This is a genomic window from Sporosarcina koreensis, from assembly GCF_001531445.1.
Classification (GTDB): domain Bacteria; phylum Bacillota; class Bacilli; order Bacillales_A; family Planococcaceae; genus Sporosarcina; species Sporosarcina koreensis_C.
In genome coordinates, this window is sequence record NZ_LQYA01000022.1 from 17785 (window position 1) to 35514 (window position 17730).

A 17730-nucleotide genomic window follows, 5' to 3' on the forward strand; every position below is an offset into this window, starting at 1 on the left:
ATACCCAATTTCTGATTAACGCAGACATCAAAAATTTCACGTGTCGCAATATCACGTGGCACCAAGTTTCCGTAATCCGGATATTTTTCTTCAAGGAAATACCATGGCTTACCGTCTTTATATGTCCAAATACGGCCGCCTTCACCACGAGCGGATTCACTCATGAGTCGTAGTTTGTCATCTCCAGGGATTGCAGTCGGATGAATTTGGATGAATTCACCATTCGCATATTTAGCCCCTTGTTGATACACTATCGAAGCTGCGGAACCTGTATTGATTACTGAGTTTGTAGATTTACCGAAGATGATTCCCGGTCCGCCAGTCGCCATGATGACTGCATCCCCAGGGAATGCTTTGATTTCCATGGATTGCATGTTCTGCGCTTTAATACCTCGGCAAATCCCTTCATCATCCATGATGACTCCGAGGAATTCCCAGTGCTCATACTTCTGTACAAGGCCCGCCACCTCATGACGGCGAACTTGTTCGTCTAACGCATATAGAAGTTGTTGGCCAGTAGTAGCGCCAGCAAAAGCTGTACGGTGGTGTAACGTACCGCCAAAACGGCGGAAATCCAATAACCCTTCAGGTGTGCGGTTAAACATGACGCCCATCCGGTCCATCAAGTGGATGATCCCTGGAGCCGCCTCAGCCATCGCTTTGACAGGAGGTTGGTTCGCAAGGAAGTCCCCGCCATATACAGTGTCATCGAAATGGATTGCTGGCGAGTCGCCCTCACCTTTTGTATTCACAGCGCCGTTAATGCCGCCTTGCGCACAAACGGAGTGGGAGCGTTTTACCGGAACGAGTGAGAACAGGTCTACCCCGACTCCTTCTTCCGCAGCTTTGATAGTTGCCATCAAGCCGGCAAGTCCGCCACCGACGACAATCAATCTGCCTTTTGCCATTATTGTTTCACTCCTCAAATTTTACATATACTTGTCATTCAATGAACGTGATTGTGTTAGGCAAATGCCAATAATGCTTGCACGCCTATTACGGAAAGTACTAAGAAAACTAGGATTGTGATATAGGAAACGATTTTTTGTGAACGTGGAGATTGTGCAATTCCCCATGTCACAGCGAAAGACCATAGGCCGTTTGCCAAGTGGAATGTCGCTGAAAGTACGCCTGCAATATAAAATGCAAGCATGAACGGGTTATCCAGAATGTTTGCCATCATGTTGTAGTCAACTTCTGCACCAAGTGCTTTCTGAATTCTCGTTTCATAAATATGCCAAGCTATGAAGATAACGAGGAAAACACCTGTTACACGTTGCAACATGAACATCCAGTTGCGGAATGTTCCGTAGCGCTGAACATTATTTTTTGCAGTGAAAGCTATGTACACACCATAAAACGCATGGAACATTAACGGAATGTAGATAATGAACCATTCCAAGAACAAGACGAACGGCAGGTTCCCCATGAAATTGGAAGCGTTATTGAATGCTTCTTCACCGCGCGTTGCAAAATGGTTTACGACCAAGTGTTGAGTGACAAATAACCCAACCGGAATAACTCCGAGCAATGAATGCAGTCGGCGCAAGTAAAAATCTGATTCTCTCGACAAGTCTTTTACCCTCCCTTTTTAAGAGATATGACCGAAAAGCGCCGTCACTGTTTGTACAAATGAAGGACGTTGACGACATGCCTCTTAATGGTACAATGTGATAACATGTTCATTGTACTCCTCACTTTTGAGGAGGTCAAGGTGATGGTGGCTTTTTGAAGATCATTATCAAAAAGTTCAATCCATGACCTGATTCCCCCGAAAGGACTGTATAATCGTTGGATAAACAAACAAATGACGCTCCGACACGATTAGGATATGAAATCATAAGAGACCATGTGCTTCCGAACATCTTGGGTAAACATGAAGATGAAATCCTGTACTGGTCTGGGAAAGACATCGCTAGGAAGTTCCCTATCTTTTCGATCGACGAGCTTCCGGATTTCTTTAGGGAAGCCGGTTGGGGTTCTCTCGTCGCCCACGAAGGCAAAACTGCAAAAGATGAAGCTGTGTTCATTCTGGAACAAAGCGACACAACATCGCTGAAAAACAGATCCTATAATCTGGAAGCCGGTTTCATCGCGGAACAATTCCAAAAACTGAATGGATTCCTCACCGAATGCTACGGAGAAAAACTCCCTAAAGAGAATCATGTGCGATTTCTTGTGAAATGGGACTTGAAAACAAAGATATGACTGTCCTGCTAGCTATCGTACTTCTCAGACGAAGAAGATTACATATGAAGACAAGGATGGGCTCGCATCGGAAATCGATGAGAGCCCTATTTCATTTCTCTTCTTTAAAATATTCCATCACCGTTTCGGCAACCCTCATAGGAAGTCCTGCATCGTTCAACTCCACAACAGACGCTTCCTTTATTTTTTTGATTGACCCAAAATGTTTCAATAGTTGCTGCTTCCGTTTCGGACCGACTCCAGGCAATCCATCCAAAACAGATGTCAAGGAATTAGAATCCCTCCGCTGCCTATGAAACGTAATGACGAACCGATGCACTTCATCTTGTATTCTCTGTAGCAAATAGAACGCTTCGCTCGTCCGTTTCATAGGGACGACCTCCACCGGCTTCCCATACAGCAACTGCGCTGTCTGATGCTTGTCGTCCTTGGCGAGTCCCGCAATCGGGATCGACAAACCGAGTTCATCCTCAATCACTTCGCGAGCGATCTCCATTTGCCCTTTTCCTCCATCGATAATGATCAGATCAGGCAATGGCAACTGGTCTCTCAATACCCGGACGTACCGCCTCCTGATAACCTCTCGCATCGCTCCATAATCGTCATGGGCTGCCGCTGTCCTTGTTTTATATTTCCTGTAATCTTTGCGGTTCGGTTTTCCGTCAATGAAAGAAACCATTGCGGATACCGGATCGACTCCTCCGGTATGGGAGTTGTCAAACGCTTCTATCCGCAAAGGAGTCGAGATCCTCATTGCCTCTCCTAGATCTTCACAAGCTCCGATTGTCCTTTGTTCCTGACGTTCAATGAGCTGGAATTTTTCACGCAATGAGATTGCAGCATTTTTACTCGACAACTTCACGAGATCCTTCTTCTTCCCACGTTGTGGAATAAACACATTTACATTCAATAGTTGCTGAACGATTTCCTGATCGATCCCTTCCGGCAATAATATCTCCTTTGGCAGTAGGTGACCAGTCTTTCCATAAAATTGACCGATGAACGTAAGCATCTCTTCCTCAGGATCTTGATATAAAGGAAAAATGGAAACATCCCTTTCTATCAATTTGCCTTGGCGGACAAAAAACACTTGGACGCACATCCATCCCTTTTCAACTGCGTAACCGAATACGTCACGGTCGGTGAAGTCATTCATCATCATCGTTTGTTTCTCCATGACCGCTTCGATATTGGCGATTTGGTCCCGGTATTCTTTAGCGCGCTCGAATTCGAGATTCTCTGCAGCGGAGGACATTTTTTCTGTCAGCTCTTTCTTCACACTCTTATAGCCGCCATTCAAGAAACGGCTTATGTCATCCACCATTTCCTTGTAGGTTTCCTGCTTGATTTCATTCACGCAAGGAGCGAGGCATTGGCCTAAATGATAATACAAACAGACCCGATCCGGCAGTTGATGGCATTTGCGGTATGGATATAACCGGTCCAGCAGCTTTTTCGTTTCATGTGCCGCTGTGGCATTCGGATAGGGGCCGAAATACTTACCCTTATCCTTTTTCAGTTGCCTTGTCACAATCAGTTTAGGATGCCGTTCTGAAGTTATTTTCAAATAGGGATACGTCTTGTCATCTTTCAGCATGATATTATATTTCGGGTCATGCTGTTTGATGAGGTTCAGCTCAAGGATGAGCGCCTCGATATCCGACGATGTGACGATATATTCAAAGTCCTCGATTTCCCCGACGAGGCGCTGCGTTTTTGCGTCATGGGAACCCGTGAAATAACTGCGGACCCTGTTTTTCAATATTTTCGCCTTGCCGACATAGATGATTGTGCCTTGGCGATCTTTCATCAAGTAGCAGCCAGGCAGATCCGGCAGCAAGGATAGTTTATGTTCTATTTGTTCATTCATCTTTCTCACCTACCAAAAAACCGGGTTCCTATGTAGGTCCCCGGTTTCGAGTAATTCATTACGCGTGTTTTTCGATCAGTTCGGCAAGTTGTTCTTTCGGTTGGAAACCGACAACTTTGTCTACGATTTCCCCGTCTTTGAAGAGGACGAGTGTCGGGATTGACATGATGCCGAATTCTCCCGCTGTTGCTTGGTTCTCATCGACGTCGACTTTGACGATTTTCGCTTTACCGTTCAGGTCTTGGTCGAGTTCTTCCAATACAGGAGCGATCATTTTACAAGGTCCGCACCAAGTTGCCCAGAAGTCAACAAGGACAAGGCCGTCTTTTGTTTGGTCTTTAAAGTCTTGGTCAGTTGCATGAAGAATAGCCATTTAATTATTTCCTCCTTTAGTAAATCCAACTATGATTGCATTATATCACGCAGGGTAGTAGCGGGCGAAGTATTTGCTTCACATATAAAAGGCTCCTGAAATAGTAGGAGCCTTTTAGTTAATTCGTTTTGATCTTTTTGATTTCTTCAATCATCATTGGGATGACTTCGAACAAGTCGCCTACGATGCCGTAGTCCGCAACTTTGAAGATGTTAGCTTCTGGGTCTTTGTTGATAGCGACGATCACTTTTGAATTGGACATTCCTGCCATATGTTGGATGGCGCCAGAAATACCTGCCGCGATGTATAGGTCAGGTGTTACAACCTTGCCAGTCTGACCGATTTGCAAGGAGTAATCGCAATAGTCCGCATCACACGCACCACGGGAAGCGCCTACAGCGCCGCCGAGCAAGTTTGCCAATTCTTCAAGAGGTGCGAAGCCTTCTGCGCTTTTTACACCGCGTCCGCCAGCAACGACAACTTTCGCTTCTGATAGATCGACGCCTTCAGTAGATTTGCGGACAACTTCGCTAATGACTGAACGAAGATTAGTAATATCGACAGAGACGGATGATACATCGCCTGAACGGCTATCGTCTTTTTCAAGAGGTGCAATATTATTCGGACGAACCGAGATGAAAAGAAGACCTTCTTTGTTTTTCACTTTTTCAAACGCTTTACCGGAATAGATTGGACGGATGTATACTGCATCGTCCCCTTCTCCTTCAATCGCCGTCACATCAGATACCAATCCTGAATCTAGCTTACTAGCAATCTTCGGTGATAAGTCTTTCCCTAATGCTGTATGGCCAAAGACGATCGCTTCAGGCTTTTCTTGTTCGTAAACAGCCATGAACGCCTGGCCGAAGCCGTCTGATGTATAATGTTTTAAATGCGGATGTTCCACAGTGATGACACGATCCGCACCGTATTTGATCATTTCTTCCCCTAGTGATTGAACTGCATCACCAAATAGCAATCCGACGATTTCCCCGCCGCCAGCTACCTTTTTAGCAGCTGCAATCGCTTCGAATGAAACGTTACGCAATGCTCCTTCACGAGCTTCACCAAGTACTACTACTTTTTTAGACATATAGAGTCCCTCCCATTACAATATGAAATCTACAATCAAAGCACTTTTGCTTCCTTATTCAGAAGATCTACTAGCTCTTTCACCTGATCGGACAAGTCGCCTTCCAGGACGCGTCCAGCCGCTTTTTGCGGTGGAAGATAAACTTCGATAGTTTCTGTCTTCGCTTCCACATCATCTTCATCAAGGTCCAAATCATCCAATTCCAGTTCTTCAAGCGGCTTTTTCTTCGCCTTCATGATTCCTGGTAAAGATGGGTAGCGAGGCTCATTTAATCCTTGTTGTGCAGTGACCAATAATGGCAAGGAAGTCTCAATCGTTTCGGAATCCCCTTCAACGTCACGGATGATTTTCACGGAAGTGCCGTCGATTTCAAGGTTTGTGATTGTCGTGACATAATTGATGGCTAATAGTTCCGCAACACGTGGTCCGACTTGTCCGGAGCCTCCATCGATTGCAACATTCCCCGCAAGGATCAAATCCGCATTTTTGTCTTTTAAGTATTCCGCAATGATCTTCGCTGCAGTGAACTCGTCCATCTCATCTAGGTCGTCTTCAGTATTGATCAGGACGGCTTTGTCTGCCCCCATCGCCAACGCGGTACGCAGCTGCTTTTCGGCTTCTTCGTCGCCAATCGTGATGACAGTCACTTCTCCGCCATGCTCGTCGCGTACTTGGATTGCTTCTTCAATTGCATATTCGTCGTAAGGGTTGATAATGAATTCAGCGCCGTCTTCAACGATTTTACCGTTTGATACAGCGATTCTCTCCTCCGTGTCAAATGTCCGTTTCACCAATGCATAAATATTCATATTGCAAACCTCCCTGGCTTTTTTAATTCCCTTTGAATAGTGGTTCCCTTTTTTCAATGAATGCTTGGATTCCCTCTTTTGCATCCTCCGAGACGAAAACTTCGCCGAACGAATCGGCCTCAGCCTTCACACCTTCGTAGAACGAATCTGTTTTCGTATATTGAAGCATGCGGAGAGCGGCCTTCATGGCAATCGGGCTCTTCTTTGCAATTTTCTTTGCGATTTCCATCGTTTTCGGAAGCAGTTCCTCATCCGGGAATGCGCGATTTGCGAGACCCCAGCTGACCGCTTCAACGCCTGTAATCGAGTCGCTCGTCAACAGCATTTCCGCTGCTTTTGCCATTCCGACATAACGAGGCAATCGCTGCGTGCCAGCAAAACCTGGAATCAGCCCTAATTGCAATTCCGGCAAGCCAAGCTTTGCGCCCTCTGTAACGAACCGAATATGGCATCCCATTGCCAACTCCAGACCACCGCCAAGCGCGGCGCCGTGAATCGCGGCAATGATCGGCTTTTTGAAGCTTTCCATCCGTTCGAAGACATCCTGGCCAGCGGAAGCAAGCCGCGAAAATTGTTCACCGGATGTCACGGTTGTGAATTCCTTTATATCGGCGCCTGCTGAAAAGAATTTACCTTCACCGTGAAGCACGATGACCCTGACGGAATCATCATTTTCCACTTTGTCCAACATTCGATCAATCTCTTGGATCAGACCGCTTGATAACGCATTGGCTGGCGGTCTGTTGATTGCAACGGATGCTACTCCATCTGCAACAGCGACTTTCAAAGATTCCATTCTCTCTCCACCCTTTCCGTAATGCCTGTTCCAACTTCACTCATTCTTCAAACGGATTCATGCTTTCATTCCGTATAAAAGTAAGCGATGGACTTCTGGTGCCAATTTCATCAAATCATACTTTTGATCATTCATCACCCACGAGGTGATTGTTTCGTCGATTGTTCCAAAAACCATTTGACGGGCCAAACGAATATCAATCCGCTCGTCAAACTCACCCTTTTCGATTCCTTCTTTTAAGATGGTATCGAGCAATGTCAAATACTCCTTCAATACTTCATTGATCCTATATCGAAGTTCTTTGTTTGATTGCCGTAGTTCCAACTGGGTTACAATGGCTAGGTGGCGGTCACCATTGAGCAAACTGAAATGGTTTTCAATCATCTTGGCGAGCATTTCTGTAGCAGAGATTTCTTTCTTCAAAATCTCCTTCACATTTTCTACAAAGACGCCCATCTTCTCACGAAAAACGGAAATAAGGATATCCTCTTTATTTTTGAAATAAAGATAGATCGTTCCGTCTGCAACGCCTGCTTCCTTGGCGATTTTCGAGACTTGTGCCTGATGGTATCCGTTTTCAGCAATGACGATGACGGCAGCATCAATTATTTGTTTATATTTAGGTTTATCACGTTTCATTTTTTTCACCACCAAAAAGAAGAAAATATGAATGATGGTTCATTCATATTTTCATATTAATCGTTTATTTGATTGTCGTCAAGTCTTTCATCAGGAAGTTTGCAATTCCTGTTCCATCTTCTTTTTCTCCTCATCAACGAGGGAGCGCCGTAATATTTTTCCGACAGCTGTTTTCGGCAACTCTTTCCTGAATTCATATAGACGCGGTACTTTGAACGATGCCAAATGTTCACGGCAATACGTATTCAATTCTTTCTCCGTCACCGATTTCCCTTCTTTTAGAACAATATATGCCTTTACCGTCTCGCCGCGATATGGATCTGGAACACCAGCGACGACACACTCTTGGATCGCTTCATGCTCGTAAAGGATCTCCTCGATTTCACGCGGGTAAATATTGAAGCCGCTCGCAATGATCATATCCTTTTTTCTATCGACAACATAAAAATGACCTTCATCATCCATATAGCCTAAATCGCCGGTCAATAACCATCCATCCCGAAACGTTTCTTCCGTTTCCTCTGGCCGGTTCCAATAGCCTTTCATCACTTGCGGACCTTTCACTGCAATTTCCCCGACTTCCCCATTCGGCAAAGGCTCTGATGAATCCGGACCTAAAACGCATGCATCCGTATCAGGCCAAGGAACTCCAATCGACCCTTTCACACGTCTTTCCTCCCAGACAAAATTCGCAATGGCAACAGGCGATGTCTCGGTCAAACCATATCCTTCCACAAGCTTTCCACCGGTCACCTTTTCGAATCTCTGTTGGAGTTCAACAGGCAATGCAGCCGATCCGCTTATGCATGCTTTGATGGAAGAAAGGTCATATTTCGCAAGCTCAGGATGATTCAACAATCCGATATAGATTGTCGGAGCACCAGGAAACAATGTCGGTTTCTGTTTATCGATCGCTTTCAAAGCAGTATCGAAATCAAACTTTGGTATTAACACCATTTTATTGCCAAGCATGACGGATAATACAAGCACGGTCGTCATCCCGTACACATGAAAGAATGGCAAGATCCCCATGACCGTCTCTTCGCCGTCCTCACACTTATATAACCACGCATTACACATCTGCGCATTGCTGATCAGATTGGCATGCGTCAGCATGACCCCTTTCGGCGGTCCCGTTGTCCCTCCAGTATATTGAAGCAAAGCGACATCTTCATCGAAATCAAAATCATAGGAAACCGGATCAGGTTTTGCTATCTTCATGATTTCAGTGAAAAGGTGATTCATGCCTCGATGTTCCACCTTCACGATGATTCCATGCTCTTTTTTCTGAATGAACGGGTATATAAGATTTTTTGGAAATGGCAAGTAATCTTTTATTCCTGTTATGATAACATGCTCCAACTTCGTTTCCTTGATGACTTTTGTAATTCGTCCGAACAGAATATCAAGCGAAATGATTGCCTTTGCTCCGGAATCCGCCATCTGATAGGCCAGTTCCCTTTCTGTATACAGCGGGTTCGTCTGTACGACAATTCCTCCGATATAGAGGATGCCATAGTAGGCGATGGCACTTTGCGGACAGTTCGGAAGCATGATTGCAACCCGGTCACCCTTTACAACACCTAGTGACCGCAAATAGTTGGCAAATTTCAATGCCGATTCATGGAACTCTTTATAGCTAATATCCTTGCCCATGAAATGCATTGCCGTCTTTTCGGGAAACTTGTTTGCTGATTTCGTCAGGAATTCTTGAAGCGGAATCCGATCATATTCGATCGTTTTCGGTATTTCTGTCGGATACATATCCAACCAAGGTCTTTCTGTCATTGTAGCCCCCCCCTTTTCCCATTCCAATACTTAGAAAATTCCCTCTTAAAATATTATATCGATAAATGAATCCGCTTTCAATTAGAATACTATTTTTGCTGAGAAAAAATGCCTTGACCGAAAAATTTCAGTCAAGGCGTATTCGTGGACATCCAGTAAATTCCTACAAGTACGAAAAGAATACAGACTACGATTAAAATCTTGGATAGTTTTTCCATATCAATTCTCCTATGAAATGCTGGCACCGATGACATAAGACAAGCCTACGGATATTGTCAGCGAAATGAAACCGACTGAACGGTTGTCCTCTTCGATTTCCTTATCGATATTGAACTTTGGTGTTAAAAATTCAAAAAGGATGTAAGCGATGACGAGCAGGAAAAATCCGAACAGTCCCCATCCGATCATTTGGGGCAATGTATTATGCTGTTCGATTGAATAGCGGAAAATATTCGCCACTCCAAATATCTTACCGCCTGTCGCCATTGCGACCGCTACATTCCCTTTGCGAATTTCTTCCCAATTTTTATATTTCGTCACAAGTTCAAATAGCACCATCGAAAAGATGAGGCAAAGGACGACAACGCTGAAGTAGCCGGTCGTTTCTACAAGAGGATGGCTCCAAAACCCATTTTCCGTCATTTGTTTGACTCCTTTGTATTCAATCATCCTATCCTTTACGAATAAGTGATGGGAAAGTTTCATTTTCCATCACTTATTTTTTATTTCAATTCAACGACGGTCACTCCATGGCCGCCTTCTCCCGCTTCCCCATAACGATAGCTTTTTACACGGGGATGGTTCTTCAAGTACGTCTGAACCCCTTGCCGCAAAGCCCCCGTCCCTTTTCCGTGAATGATAGAGACTTGATGATAATTCGAAAGTAAAGCATCATCCAAATATTTTTCCGTCCGGTGCAAAGCATCCTCATACCGTTCGCCTCGAAGATCGAGTTCCAGTTTGACATACGAATCCCTTCCTTTGACAGATGCTGAGACGACAGTATCTGTCACTTTTTCAGGCTTCGTATATTCCAGCACAGATTCATCCAGTTTCATTTTCAAAATGCCGATTTGGACGATCCATTCTTTCGCAGATACCTTTTCGACAAGTGTACCCTTCTGTCCATAGGTGACGACCTTCACTTCATCACCAGCTTCCAAAGGTCTCGGTGCTGCTTTCACTTTAAGCTTTTTCTTTCTCTCTACAGGTGCAGCCCCTTCAAGCCGCTTGCGCGCGTCAATCAATTCATGTTCTTTGACGTTTGCCCCTGCGTTCATGCGCAAGGCGCGCAAATCGGAAATGACTGCTTCCGATTCAACACGCGCTTCTTCTACGATTTTTTTCGCTTTCTCTTTTGCGTTTTCAATCAATTTTTCTTTCATAGCATCGAATTCAGATACCTTTGTCTCCAATTCACGTTTCAGTTTTTCCGTTTCAATGAGCAAGGCATGTGTCTGTTCGGCGTCCTTTTCAGATTGGACCCTACTCGACTCTAAAGAAGCGATCATCGAATCGACTTCACCTCGGTCTGTTCCCGTGAATGTCTTCGCCCGTTTGATGATATGTTCATTGAGACCGAGCCGCTTTGAAATTTCAAAAGCATTACTTCTACCGGGCACCCCTATCAACAAACGATAAGTCGGGCTCAGCGTATCTATATCGAATTCCACGCTGGCATTTGCAACACCGGGACGGTTATAGCCGTATGCCTTCAACTCCGGGTAGTGGGTGGTTGCCATGACTCTCGCTCCTGTGCCGTGCACTTCATCCAATATAGAAATGGCCAGCGCGGCTCCTTCCTGCGGATCGGTGCCTGAGCCAAGTTCGTCGAAAATAAGCAGCGAACGGGAGTCGAATTTCTTCAGGATATCGACAATGTTCACCATATGGGATGAAAACGTACTAAGGCTTTGCTCGATGGATTGTTCATCGCCTATATCAGCATATACTGATTCGAATACAGCAACTTCCGATCCGTCCAATGCAGGTATCGGAAGTCCGGCTTGTGCCATCAATGTGCATAAACCAACCGTCTTCAATGTGACGGTTTTCCCTCCCGTATTCGGACCTGTAATGACAATTGTCGTAATATCTTTGCCGAATTCAATCGTATTGGCAACAGCCTGTTCGATCGGCAACAAAGGATGGCGTGCTTTCGCCAGGCGGATATAGCCCTCATTATTCACTTCAGGCTTTGTACATTTATGCGCAATTCCATATTTCGATTTCGCGAGAATGATATCGATTTCCGATAAGATATCGACAAGAACAAAAAGGTCATGGGCAATCTCTTGGACTTTCACGGATAGCTCCTGCAAGATCTTTTCAATCTCGTCCTTCTCTTTCATCTTCAAATTGCGGATTTCATTATTCGCCTGAACCACTCCATCCGGCTCGATGAACAACGTTTGGCCCGACGACGACATGTCATGGATGACTCCGCCGAAGTGGGATCTGTATTCCGATTTTACAGGAATGACATATCTATCGTTTCTGATCGTCACAATAGAATCGGAAAGCATTTTCGATGCATTCCTCCCGCGTGTATAGCCTTCAAGTTTTTCCCGTACACGGCCTTCCTGGATACGCAAGCTTTGCCGGATCGAGCGGAGCGTGCCAGACGCACTGTCGACAACATGTCCATTATCGTCAATAGCGGCATTAATTTCATGCTCAAGTCCCGTAAGAATCGGCAAAGCCTCTTTCTTCGCAATAAAATGAGGGATTTCAATATCTTCATCCGCAACAACCGACTCGATAAATTGTCTCAAAATCCTGCTCGCACGGATCGTATTCGCAGTCTCCATCAATTCATATGCACTGAGCACCCCGCCGATTTGCGCGCGTTTCGCATGCGGTCGGACGTCGCTGATACCGCCCATCGGCACGTTTCCTCGCACTCTCAATATGGCGAGCCCTTCATCTGTCTCTTCAAGTAAACGGACCACTTCTTGAAAATCGCTAACTGGCACGAGTTTTTCCATATATGTCCGTCCCGCGGATGACGTGCAATATGTTGCCACGATATCCCGGATTTTATCAAATTCAAGTGTTGTTAAGACACGGTTTTCCAATGCCTCACACTTCCTTTCATTTCCGGATGATTTCCCGGATGAATTGTTCAAGCGGCCATGTGTTTACGATCGTCTCTTTTTTCAACCATGCTTTTTGCGCATACTTCACGCCAATTTCCATATGATCCAATTGGTCGATTGCGTGCGCGTCTGTATTGACGGCAATTTTGACGCCCGCTTCCTGCGCCATTTCCAAATACTCGACGGCCAAGTCGAATCGGTGCGGATTGCCGTTCAGTTCTAAGATTTTATTATATTCCTTCGCCCATTCGATCAATTGTGTCACATCTGGATTATAGCCGTCCCTCTGGCCAATGATCCGGCCCGTCGGATGAGCAATCATCGAAACGTACGGATTTTTCATTGCCGAATGCAGCCTGTTCATGATCTGCTCCTGGGACTGATTGAAATTTGAATGGATGGAAGCGATGACGAAATCCAACTCACATAAGAGATCATCGTCAAAATCGAGGGATCCATCCGGTAGGATGTCCATTTCCGTCCCGCAGAAAATCTCAATATCATCGTATTCCGCATTCAATTTCCGGATCTCTTCAATTTGGCTGCGGACCCTTTCCGGCGTCAATCCGTTCGCCACCCGCAAATATTGCGTATGGTCGGTAATGACCATATGCGAGTAACCCCGATCCCTGCATGCTTCGACCATTTCCCGAATGGAATATCCGCCGTCCGACCATGTCGTATGCATATGGAAGTCTCCCCGGATATCCTCGAATGTCACAAGATCCACAATTTCTTTTGCGCGGTCAATTTCAGTACCATCCTTGCGCAAAGATGGAGGGATGAAAGGCAGATCAAAGAAGATAAAAAAATCGGTTTCCGATTCAAATGTCTTTACTGTTCCGTCTTCCATTTCAACGCCGTATTCGCTAATTTTCATTCCTTTTGATTTCGCCAATTGGCGCATTTTCACATTATGGTCTTTCGAGCCCGTGAAATGGTGCAATGCCGTTGCGAATTGTTCCTCCGTAACAAAGCGGAAATCCGCATCGACCAATTCAGCCATGTCAAGAACGACTGAAAGCTTGGAATCGCCAGCCGCGACAGTTTCCTCGATCGGCATCACTTCCATCAACTTTTCCCGAACTGTCGAAGGTTCATCCGTAACGATGATGAAATCAACGTCACTGCTTTCCTCTTCTGCACGGCGGAAGCTGCCTGCTACTGAGAAACGGGTAATTTCCTTTATTCCACGCAATTCTTCTTCGATCGCTTTGACAATCGATTCCACTTGCCAAACAGGCAGCTTTCCCTTTCGAGTCCCAAGCTGTTCAAGTTCATGTAATATCTTTTCCTCGGTCTTTTTTCCGAATCCTGGAATGACGCTCACTTTGTTCGCTTCGCAAGCGAGTCGCAATGACTCTACGGAATCAATGCCGATCGCTTCCCTGAGCTTGGCAATTCTTTTACCGCCTAGTCCAGGAACTTTTAATAATGGAATAAGCCCTTTAGGGACTTCCTCTTCGAGCTCCTTCAACAAGTTGGACTCGCCTTTTTCCATCAAATCGATGATGACCGCACCTGTCCCTTTGCCGATTCCTTTCAATTTCAAAATATCATCCATCTCGGAAAGGCTCCGCGGATCGAGTTCAAGTACATTCGCCGCTTTTCGGAACGCTCCTACTTTAAATGGATTTTCTCCTAACAATTCCATATATAACGCAATTTTTTCAAATGTGCGAATGATTGTTTTCTTATTCATGCGTAACCACCCCTTCATTTATCCCGCATTAACGGGCAGCAAGACTCCCACCTCAAGACTTTAGTAAAACAATAAGGATAGGTGGGAGATCAACTGCCCGTAAATGCCCGATTGGTTCAACTAATAATCAGTGGGGGATGAGGAACCCCCCACTGATTGAAGTTTCACTTTATCCGAATCGTTCTTGAAAAAAGGCTTCCCTCCAGCCAGGGGGGGAAGCCGTACAAATAGTGTGTATGGAACAGCCTGCGTATTTGTACGGGCTGCAATACATCACTTCATATATATATACCACCATTTTTTCACCGTTTCCGAAATGATCGGAGTATGTTCGAATATCGCGTCCGCCAACAACGATTTGCCGAGCATCCCTTGAATGGAATCGAGCGGCAGCATTGCTATCAGAGAGAGTAATAGGAATATGAGAATATAAAACTCGATGAATCCTAGTATAGCTCCTCCGAAACGTGACAGGAAGCCCAAAACGGGAAGGAACTTCAGGAAATCAAACATGGATGCGACCAACTGCAATACAAATTTGACTACGATGAAAATGATGACAAAGGCCAGAACCCTATAGAAAGTCTGATCCAGATCAAGCTGTTCAACTGTCCAACTCAATTTGGACGCCGCCGTCACTCCGGGATACGGAATCCATAAGACGAACTTCTCGGATAATGGTTTGTAATATATGTAAGCGACGATAAGTGCGACAATGAAGCCTGTCATATGTATTAACTGTACGATAAGCCCCCGCCTGAATCCGGTGATCAATCCTCCCAAAAAGAGGAGTATTAGTATTAAATCAAGCATATACGACCGTCAACCCTTCAACTTATTCAATTCTTCTTCAAGTAGTTCAATGCGTTCTTTCAGTTTCAAATAATCATGTACACTATTCACAGCGGTGAGGACAGCAATTTTGGAACTGTCCAAATAAGGGTTGCGCGAACTGATTTCCCTCATTCTTTCATCGACCATCGAAGCGACGAGCCGGACGTGATTGCTCGTTTCACTGCCGACAATAGTATACGTCTGTCCATATATGTCAACCGCAACGCGCGTCTTTTGGTCGTCTGCCAATGATGAACCCTCCCCTGTAAAAACATATACTTAATCATACCACGAAATTGATTTAGATGAAAAGAGAAGGCGATGGATTCGCTTACAGCCTCTCCGAATTATTGTACAATATGGAAAGATGGCAAGGAAAGGACGACGTATATGAGTCAAAGTGTACTTTTATTAGATAAAATAAAAATCGAAAAACTGATGTTGCATTATGCTTCTTTTAAAGTTTCACGAAATGCACCTGGTGTCGTTTTTGCGGCAAAGCTGCCGGATGCTGCCATTACGGCATATAAATCGGGCAAAGTGTTGTTCCAAGGTGGAGGAGCACTACGCGAGGCGGCCATTTGGGGAAATGCAGATGGACAGCCATCGACTAAAAATCCGAATGTGAAAGGTGAGACATTGCCGGAGGGTTTTTCCGGGCTTTCAGTCCTCGGCTCTGATGAAACGGGAACGGGTGACTTTTTTGGTCCTGTAACGGTTGCCGCCTGTTTCGTCAGCTCGGATCAAATCGAGCTCGTACGTGAATTAGGCGTCAAGGATTCCAAGCAGTTGAATGATGATTTGATGCGGAGGATCGCCCCTGATTTGCAAGAGACGCTTATCCATAGCGTTCTTACTTTGACAAACGAAAAATATAATGAGGTGCAAGCAAAGGGTTGGTCGCAAGGCAAAATAAAGGCGTTGCTTCATAATCAGGCACTCAAACATGTTTTACGGAAGATGAATGGTGAAAAGCCTGATTATATTCTGATCGATCAGTTTGCCGAACGCGGGATTTATTACAATCATATTAAAAACGAATCGGAAATCATTCGTGAAAATGTGTTGTTTTCCACTAAGGCAGAGGGATTGCATGTAGCTGTCGCCGCGGCTTCCATTACTGCAAGGGTTGCGTTTTTGGAAGAGATGGACCGGTTGAGTGCGGTTGCAGGTATAACGCTTCCAAAAGGAGCAGGCAAGGTAGTCGACGAAGCAGCGGCGAAGATTTTATTAAAAAATGGAGAAGCAGCTTTGAAAGCGATGACGAAATGGCATTTTGCCAATGCGCAGAAGGCGAAAAAGATTGCAGCGATGAAACGTTAATTGTTTTGGGCGCGGGACGGCTCGCTTTGGACTCGGCATAAAAAAGACCGCTTATGGAGTTATGAATTCCATAAGCGGTCTTTCGTTTTATCCGCGAAGCTGAGCATCTGCTTCTGCAGTTAAATCATTCAATACCTTTTCATGCGCCTTGACGACTTCTTCGTCAGTCAATGTACGTTCAGGGTCGAAATAAGTCAATGAGAAAGCGAGTGATTTCTTTCCTTCCTCTACATTGTCCCCTTCGTATAGATCGAACAGCTTCACTTCTTTCAACAGTTTGCCGCCCGCCTGTCTGATGATCGTCTCCAGCATGCCTGCGGAAGTTTCGCTCGCGACAACGAGTGCAATATCACGTGAGATGGATGGGAAGCGTGGAACAGGTACATATAGAAGCTCATCCGTCTCAACAGATAGGATGCCTTCGAGATTCAATTCCATGACGTACGTCTCTTTCAAATCACGTTTTTTCTGCTCAGTCGGATGGATTTGGCCAATCAAACCGATCCGCTCTCCGCGTAATAGAACATTAGCCGTCCGTCCCGGATGCATGCCATCGATGACAGCTTTTTCGAACGACAAGCCATCAAGCAAGCCGAGAAGGTCCATCATACCTTCTACAATCCCTTTCACAACGAAGAAATCGACTTTCTTCGTTTCCGCTTGCCAAGCATGATCGATCCATTTACCTGTCAATACCGCTGCCAAATGCTCCACTTCACGAGGAAGTCCATCCTCCTTTTCCCCAAGGAAGACAGAGCCTGTTTCGTAAAGCGCTACTGAATCGATACGACGTGCAACGTTATACGTAGCCGCCTCCAACAGATGAGGGATCAAGCTTTGACGCAAAATGCTCCGATCTTCGCTCATCGGCATAAGCAATTCCGTAACATTAGCCGTTTCCAAAGCAAAAGCTTGCGCCTGTTCCTTCGATGTCAATGAATATGTGATCGCCTGATAAAGCCCTGCTCCTTCAAGGAACTGGCGGACAATCCGGCGCTTCGCCTGGTATGGTGTCAATCCTCCCGGCGTCGATTCGGACACAGGAAGCGTCTTCGGAATTTCGTCGTAGCCATACATACGCGCAATTTCCTCGATGATATCTTCCCTGATCTTTAAATCTTGTCTGCGCGTCGGCGCATCAATGACAAGCTGTCCGTTAATCGCCTGCGTCGGAATACGGAGACGCTCCAAGATGGT

General features: G+C 45.4%; 17 protein-coding genes. 2 read left to right on the top strand and 15 right to left on the bottom strand.

Annotation, left to right across the window (positions count from 1 at the left end; translation table 11 throughout):
* Together AWV70_RS24340 and AWV70_RS04690 are read right to left on the bottom strand one after the other, a co-directional pair.
* The coding region (locus AWV70_RS24340; RefSeq protein WP_235588547.1) for an FAD-binding protein at positions 1-908 on the bottom strand (908 nt) is incomplete at its 3' end.
* Between the two features lie 56 nt (positions 909-964).
* Positions 965-1573: a succinate dehydrogenase cytochrome b558 subunit gene (locus AWV70_RS04690; RefSeq protein ID WP_060204845.1), complete on the bottom strand. Its 609-nt coding sequence runs from the start codon at positions 1571-1573 to the stop codon at positions 965-967.
* Positions 1574-1791: 218 nt separating this feature from the next.
* Between AWV70_RS04690 and AWV70_RS04695 the strand changes: the two genes are divergently transcribed.
* Positions 1792-2208, top strand: a complete 417-nt coding sequence (locus tag AWV70_RS04695) for a YslB family protein (protein ID WP_060204846.1) — start codon at positions 1792-1794, stop codon at positions 2206-2208.
* Positions 2209-2299: 91 nt separating this feature from the next.
* Here AWV70_RS04695 and uvrC read toward each other — a convergent pair whose 3' ends face one another.
* The 12 genes from uvrC to zapA form a co-directional block, all read right to left on the bottom strand.
* Positions 2300-4078 carry an excinuclease ABC subunit UvrC gene (gene uvrC / locus AWV70_RS04700; RefSeq protein WP_060204847.1) on the bottom strand — a complete coding sequence of 593 codons (1779 nt, stop codon included), beginning with the start codon at positions 4076-4078 and terminating at the stop codon, positions 2300-2302.
* Between the two features lie 58 nt (positions 4079-4136).
* The gene (gene trxA / locus AWV70_RS04705; RefSeq protein ID WP_060204848.1) at positions 4137-4451 is read right to left on the bottom strand and encodes a thioredoxin; all 315 of its coding nucleotides are present in this window, start codon (positions 4449-4451) and stop codon (positions 4137-4139) included.
* A gap of 118 nt (positions 4452-4569) precedes the next feature.
* Complete coding sequence (locus AWV70_RS04710; RefSeq protein ID WP_060204849.1) at positions 4570-5544, bottom strand: electron transfer flavoprotein subunit alpha/FixB family protein; 975 nt, start codon at positions 5542-5544, stop codon at positions 4570-4572.
* A gap of 35 nt (positions 5545-5579) precedes the next feature.
* Positions 5580-6353 (bottom strand): electron transfer flavoprotein subunit beta/FixA family protein, encoded by a 774-nt coding sequence (locus AWV70_RS04715; protein WP_060204850.1) that lies wholly within the window; start codon positions 6351-6353, stop codon positions 5580-5582.
* A 22-nt stretch (positions 6354-6375) separates the two neighbouring features.
* Positions 6376-7149, bottom strand: a complete 774-nt coding sequence (locus AWV70_RS04720) for an enoyl-CoA hydratase (RefSeq protein WP_060204851.1) — start codon at positions 7147-7149, stop codon at positions 6376-6378.
* Between the two features lie 57 nt (positions 7150-7206).
* Positions 7207-7788 carry a TetR/AcrR family transcriptional regulator gene (locus tag AWV70_RS04725; RefSeq protein ID WP_060204852.1) on the bottom strand — a complete coding sequence of 194 codons (582 nt, stop codon included), beginning with the start codon at positions 7786-7788 and terminating at the stop codon, positions 7207-7209.
* Positions 7789-7878: 90 nt separating this feature from the next.
* Positions 7879-9576, bottom strand: a complete 1698-nt coding sequence (locus AWV70_RS04730; protein ID WP_060204853.1) for a long-chain-fatty-acid--CoA ligase — start codon at positions 9574-9576, stop codon at positions 7879-7881.
* A 228-nt stretch (positions 9577-9804) separates the two neighbouring features.
* Entirely contained in the window at positions 9805-10218 is a 414-nt protein-coding gene (locus tag AWV70_RS04735) for a DUF350 domain-containing protein (RefSeq protein WP_060204863.1), read from the bottom strand.
* A gap of 80 nt (positions 10219-10298) precedes the next feature.
* Positions 10299-12653 (bottom strand): endonuclease MutS2, encoded by a 2355-nt coding sequence (locus AWV70_RS04740; RefSeq protein WP_060204854.1) that lies wholly within the window; start codon positions 12651-12653, stop codon positions 10299-10301.
* Between the two features lie 16 nt (positions 12654-12669).
* The gene (gene polX / locus AWV70_RS04745; RefSeq protein ID WP_060204855.1) at positions 12670-14376 is read right to left on the bottom strand and encodes a DNA polymerase/3'-5' exonuclease PolX; all 1707 of its coding nucleotides are present in this window, start codon (positions 14374-14376) and stop codon (positions 12670-12672) included.
* 273 nt (positions 14377-14649) lie between these two features.
* Positions 14650-15189: a CvpA family protein gene (locus AWV70_RS04750; protein WP_060204856.1), complete on the bottom strand. Its 540-nt coding sequence runs from the start codon at positions 15187-15189 to the stop codon at positions 14650-14652.
* 9 nt (positions 15190-15198) lie between these two features.
* Positions 15199-15459 (bottom strand): cell division protein ZapA, encoded by a 261-nt coding sequence (gene zapA / locus AWV70_RS04755; RefSeq protein WP_060204857.1) that lies wholly within the window; start codon positions 15457-15459, stop codon positions 15199-15201.
* 141 nt (positions 15460-15600) lie between these two features.
* Here zapA and rnhC point away from each other — a divergent pair, with 141 nt between their 5' ends.
* Positions 15601-16533 carry a ribonuclease HIII gene (rnhC, locus tag AWV70_RS04760; RefSeq protein ID WP_060204864.1) on the top strand — a complete coding sequence of 311 codons (933 nt, stop codon included), beginning with the start codon at positions 15601-15603 and terminating at the stop codon, positions 16531-16533.
* A gap of 87 nt (positions 16534-16620) precedes the next feature.
* On the opposite strand, the gene AWV70_RS04765 is transcribed toward rnhC, so the two are convergent.
* On the bottom strand, positions 16621-17730 hold a 1110-nt coding region (locus AWV70_RS04765; RefSeq protein ID WP_160327626.1), incomplete at its 5' end, for a phenylalanine--tRNA ligase subunit beta.

Excerpts from the sequence above, each read along its gene's own strand:
- uvrC (WP_060204847.1), bottom strand. The coding sequence starts at position 4,078 with ATGAATGAACAAATAGAACATAAACTATCCTTGCTGCCGGATCTGCCT.
- trxA (WP_060204848.1), bottom strand. The coding sequence starts at position 4,451 with ATGGCTATTCTTCATGCAACTGACCAAGACTTTAAAGACCAAACAAAA.
- AWV70_RS04710 (WP_060204849.1), bottom strand. The coding sequence starts at position 5,544 with ATGTCTAAAAAAGTAGTAGTACTTGGTGAAGCTCGTGAAGGAGCATTG.
- AWV70_RS04715 (WP_060204850.1), bottom strand. The coding sequence starts at position 6,353 with ATGAATATTTATGCATTGGTGAAACGGACATTTGACACGGAGGAGAGA.
- AWV70_RS04720 (WP_060204851.1), bottom strand. The coding sequence starts at position 7,149 with ATGGAATCTTTGAAAGTCGCTGTTGCAGATGGAGTAGCATCCGTTGCA.
- AWV70_RS04725 (WP_060204852.1), bottom strand. The coding sequence starts at position 7,788 with ATGAAACGTGATAAACCTAAATATAAACAAATAATTGATGCTGCCGTC.
- AWV70_RS04730 (WP_060204853.1), bottom strand. The coding sequence starts at position 9,576 with ATGACAGAAAGACCTTGGTTGGATATGTATCCGACAGAAATACCGAAA.
- AWV70_RS04735 (WP_060204863.1), bottom strand. The coding sequence starts at position 10,218 with ATGACGGAAAATGGGTTTTGGAGCCATCCTCTTGTAGAAACGACCGGC.
- polX (WP_060204855.1), bottom strand. The coding sequence starts at position 14,376 with ATGAATAAGAAAACAATCATTCGCACATTTGAAAAAATTGCGTTATAT.
- AWV70_RS04750 (WP_060204856.1), bottom strand. The coding sequence starts at position 15,189 with ATGCTTGATTTAATACTAATACTCCTCTTTTTGGGAGGATTGATCACC.
- rnhC (WP_060204864.1), top strand. The coding sequence starts at position 15,601 with ATGAGTCAAAGTGTACTTTTATTAGATAAAATAAAAATCGAAAAACTG.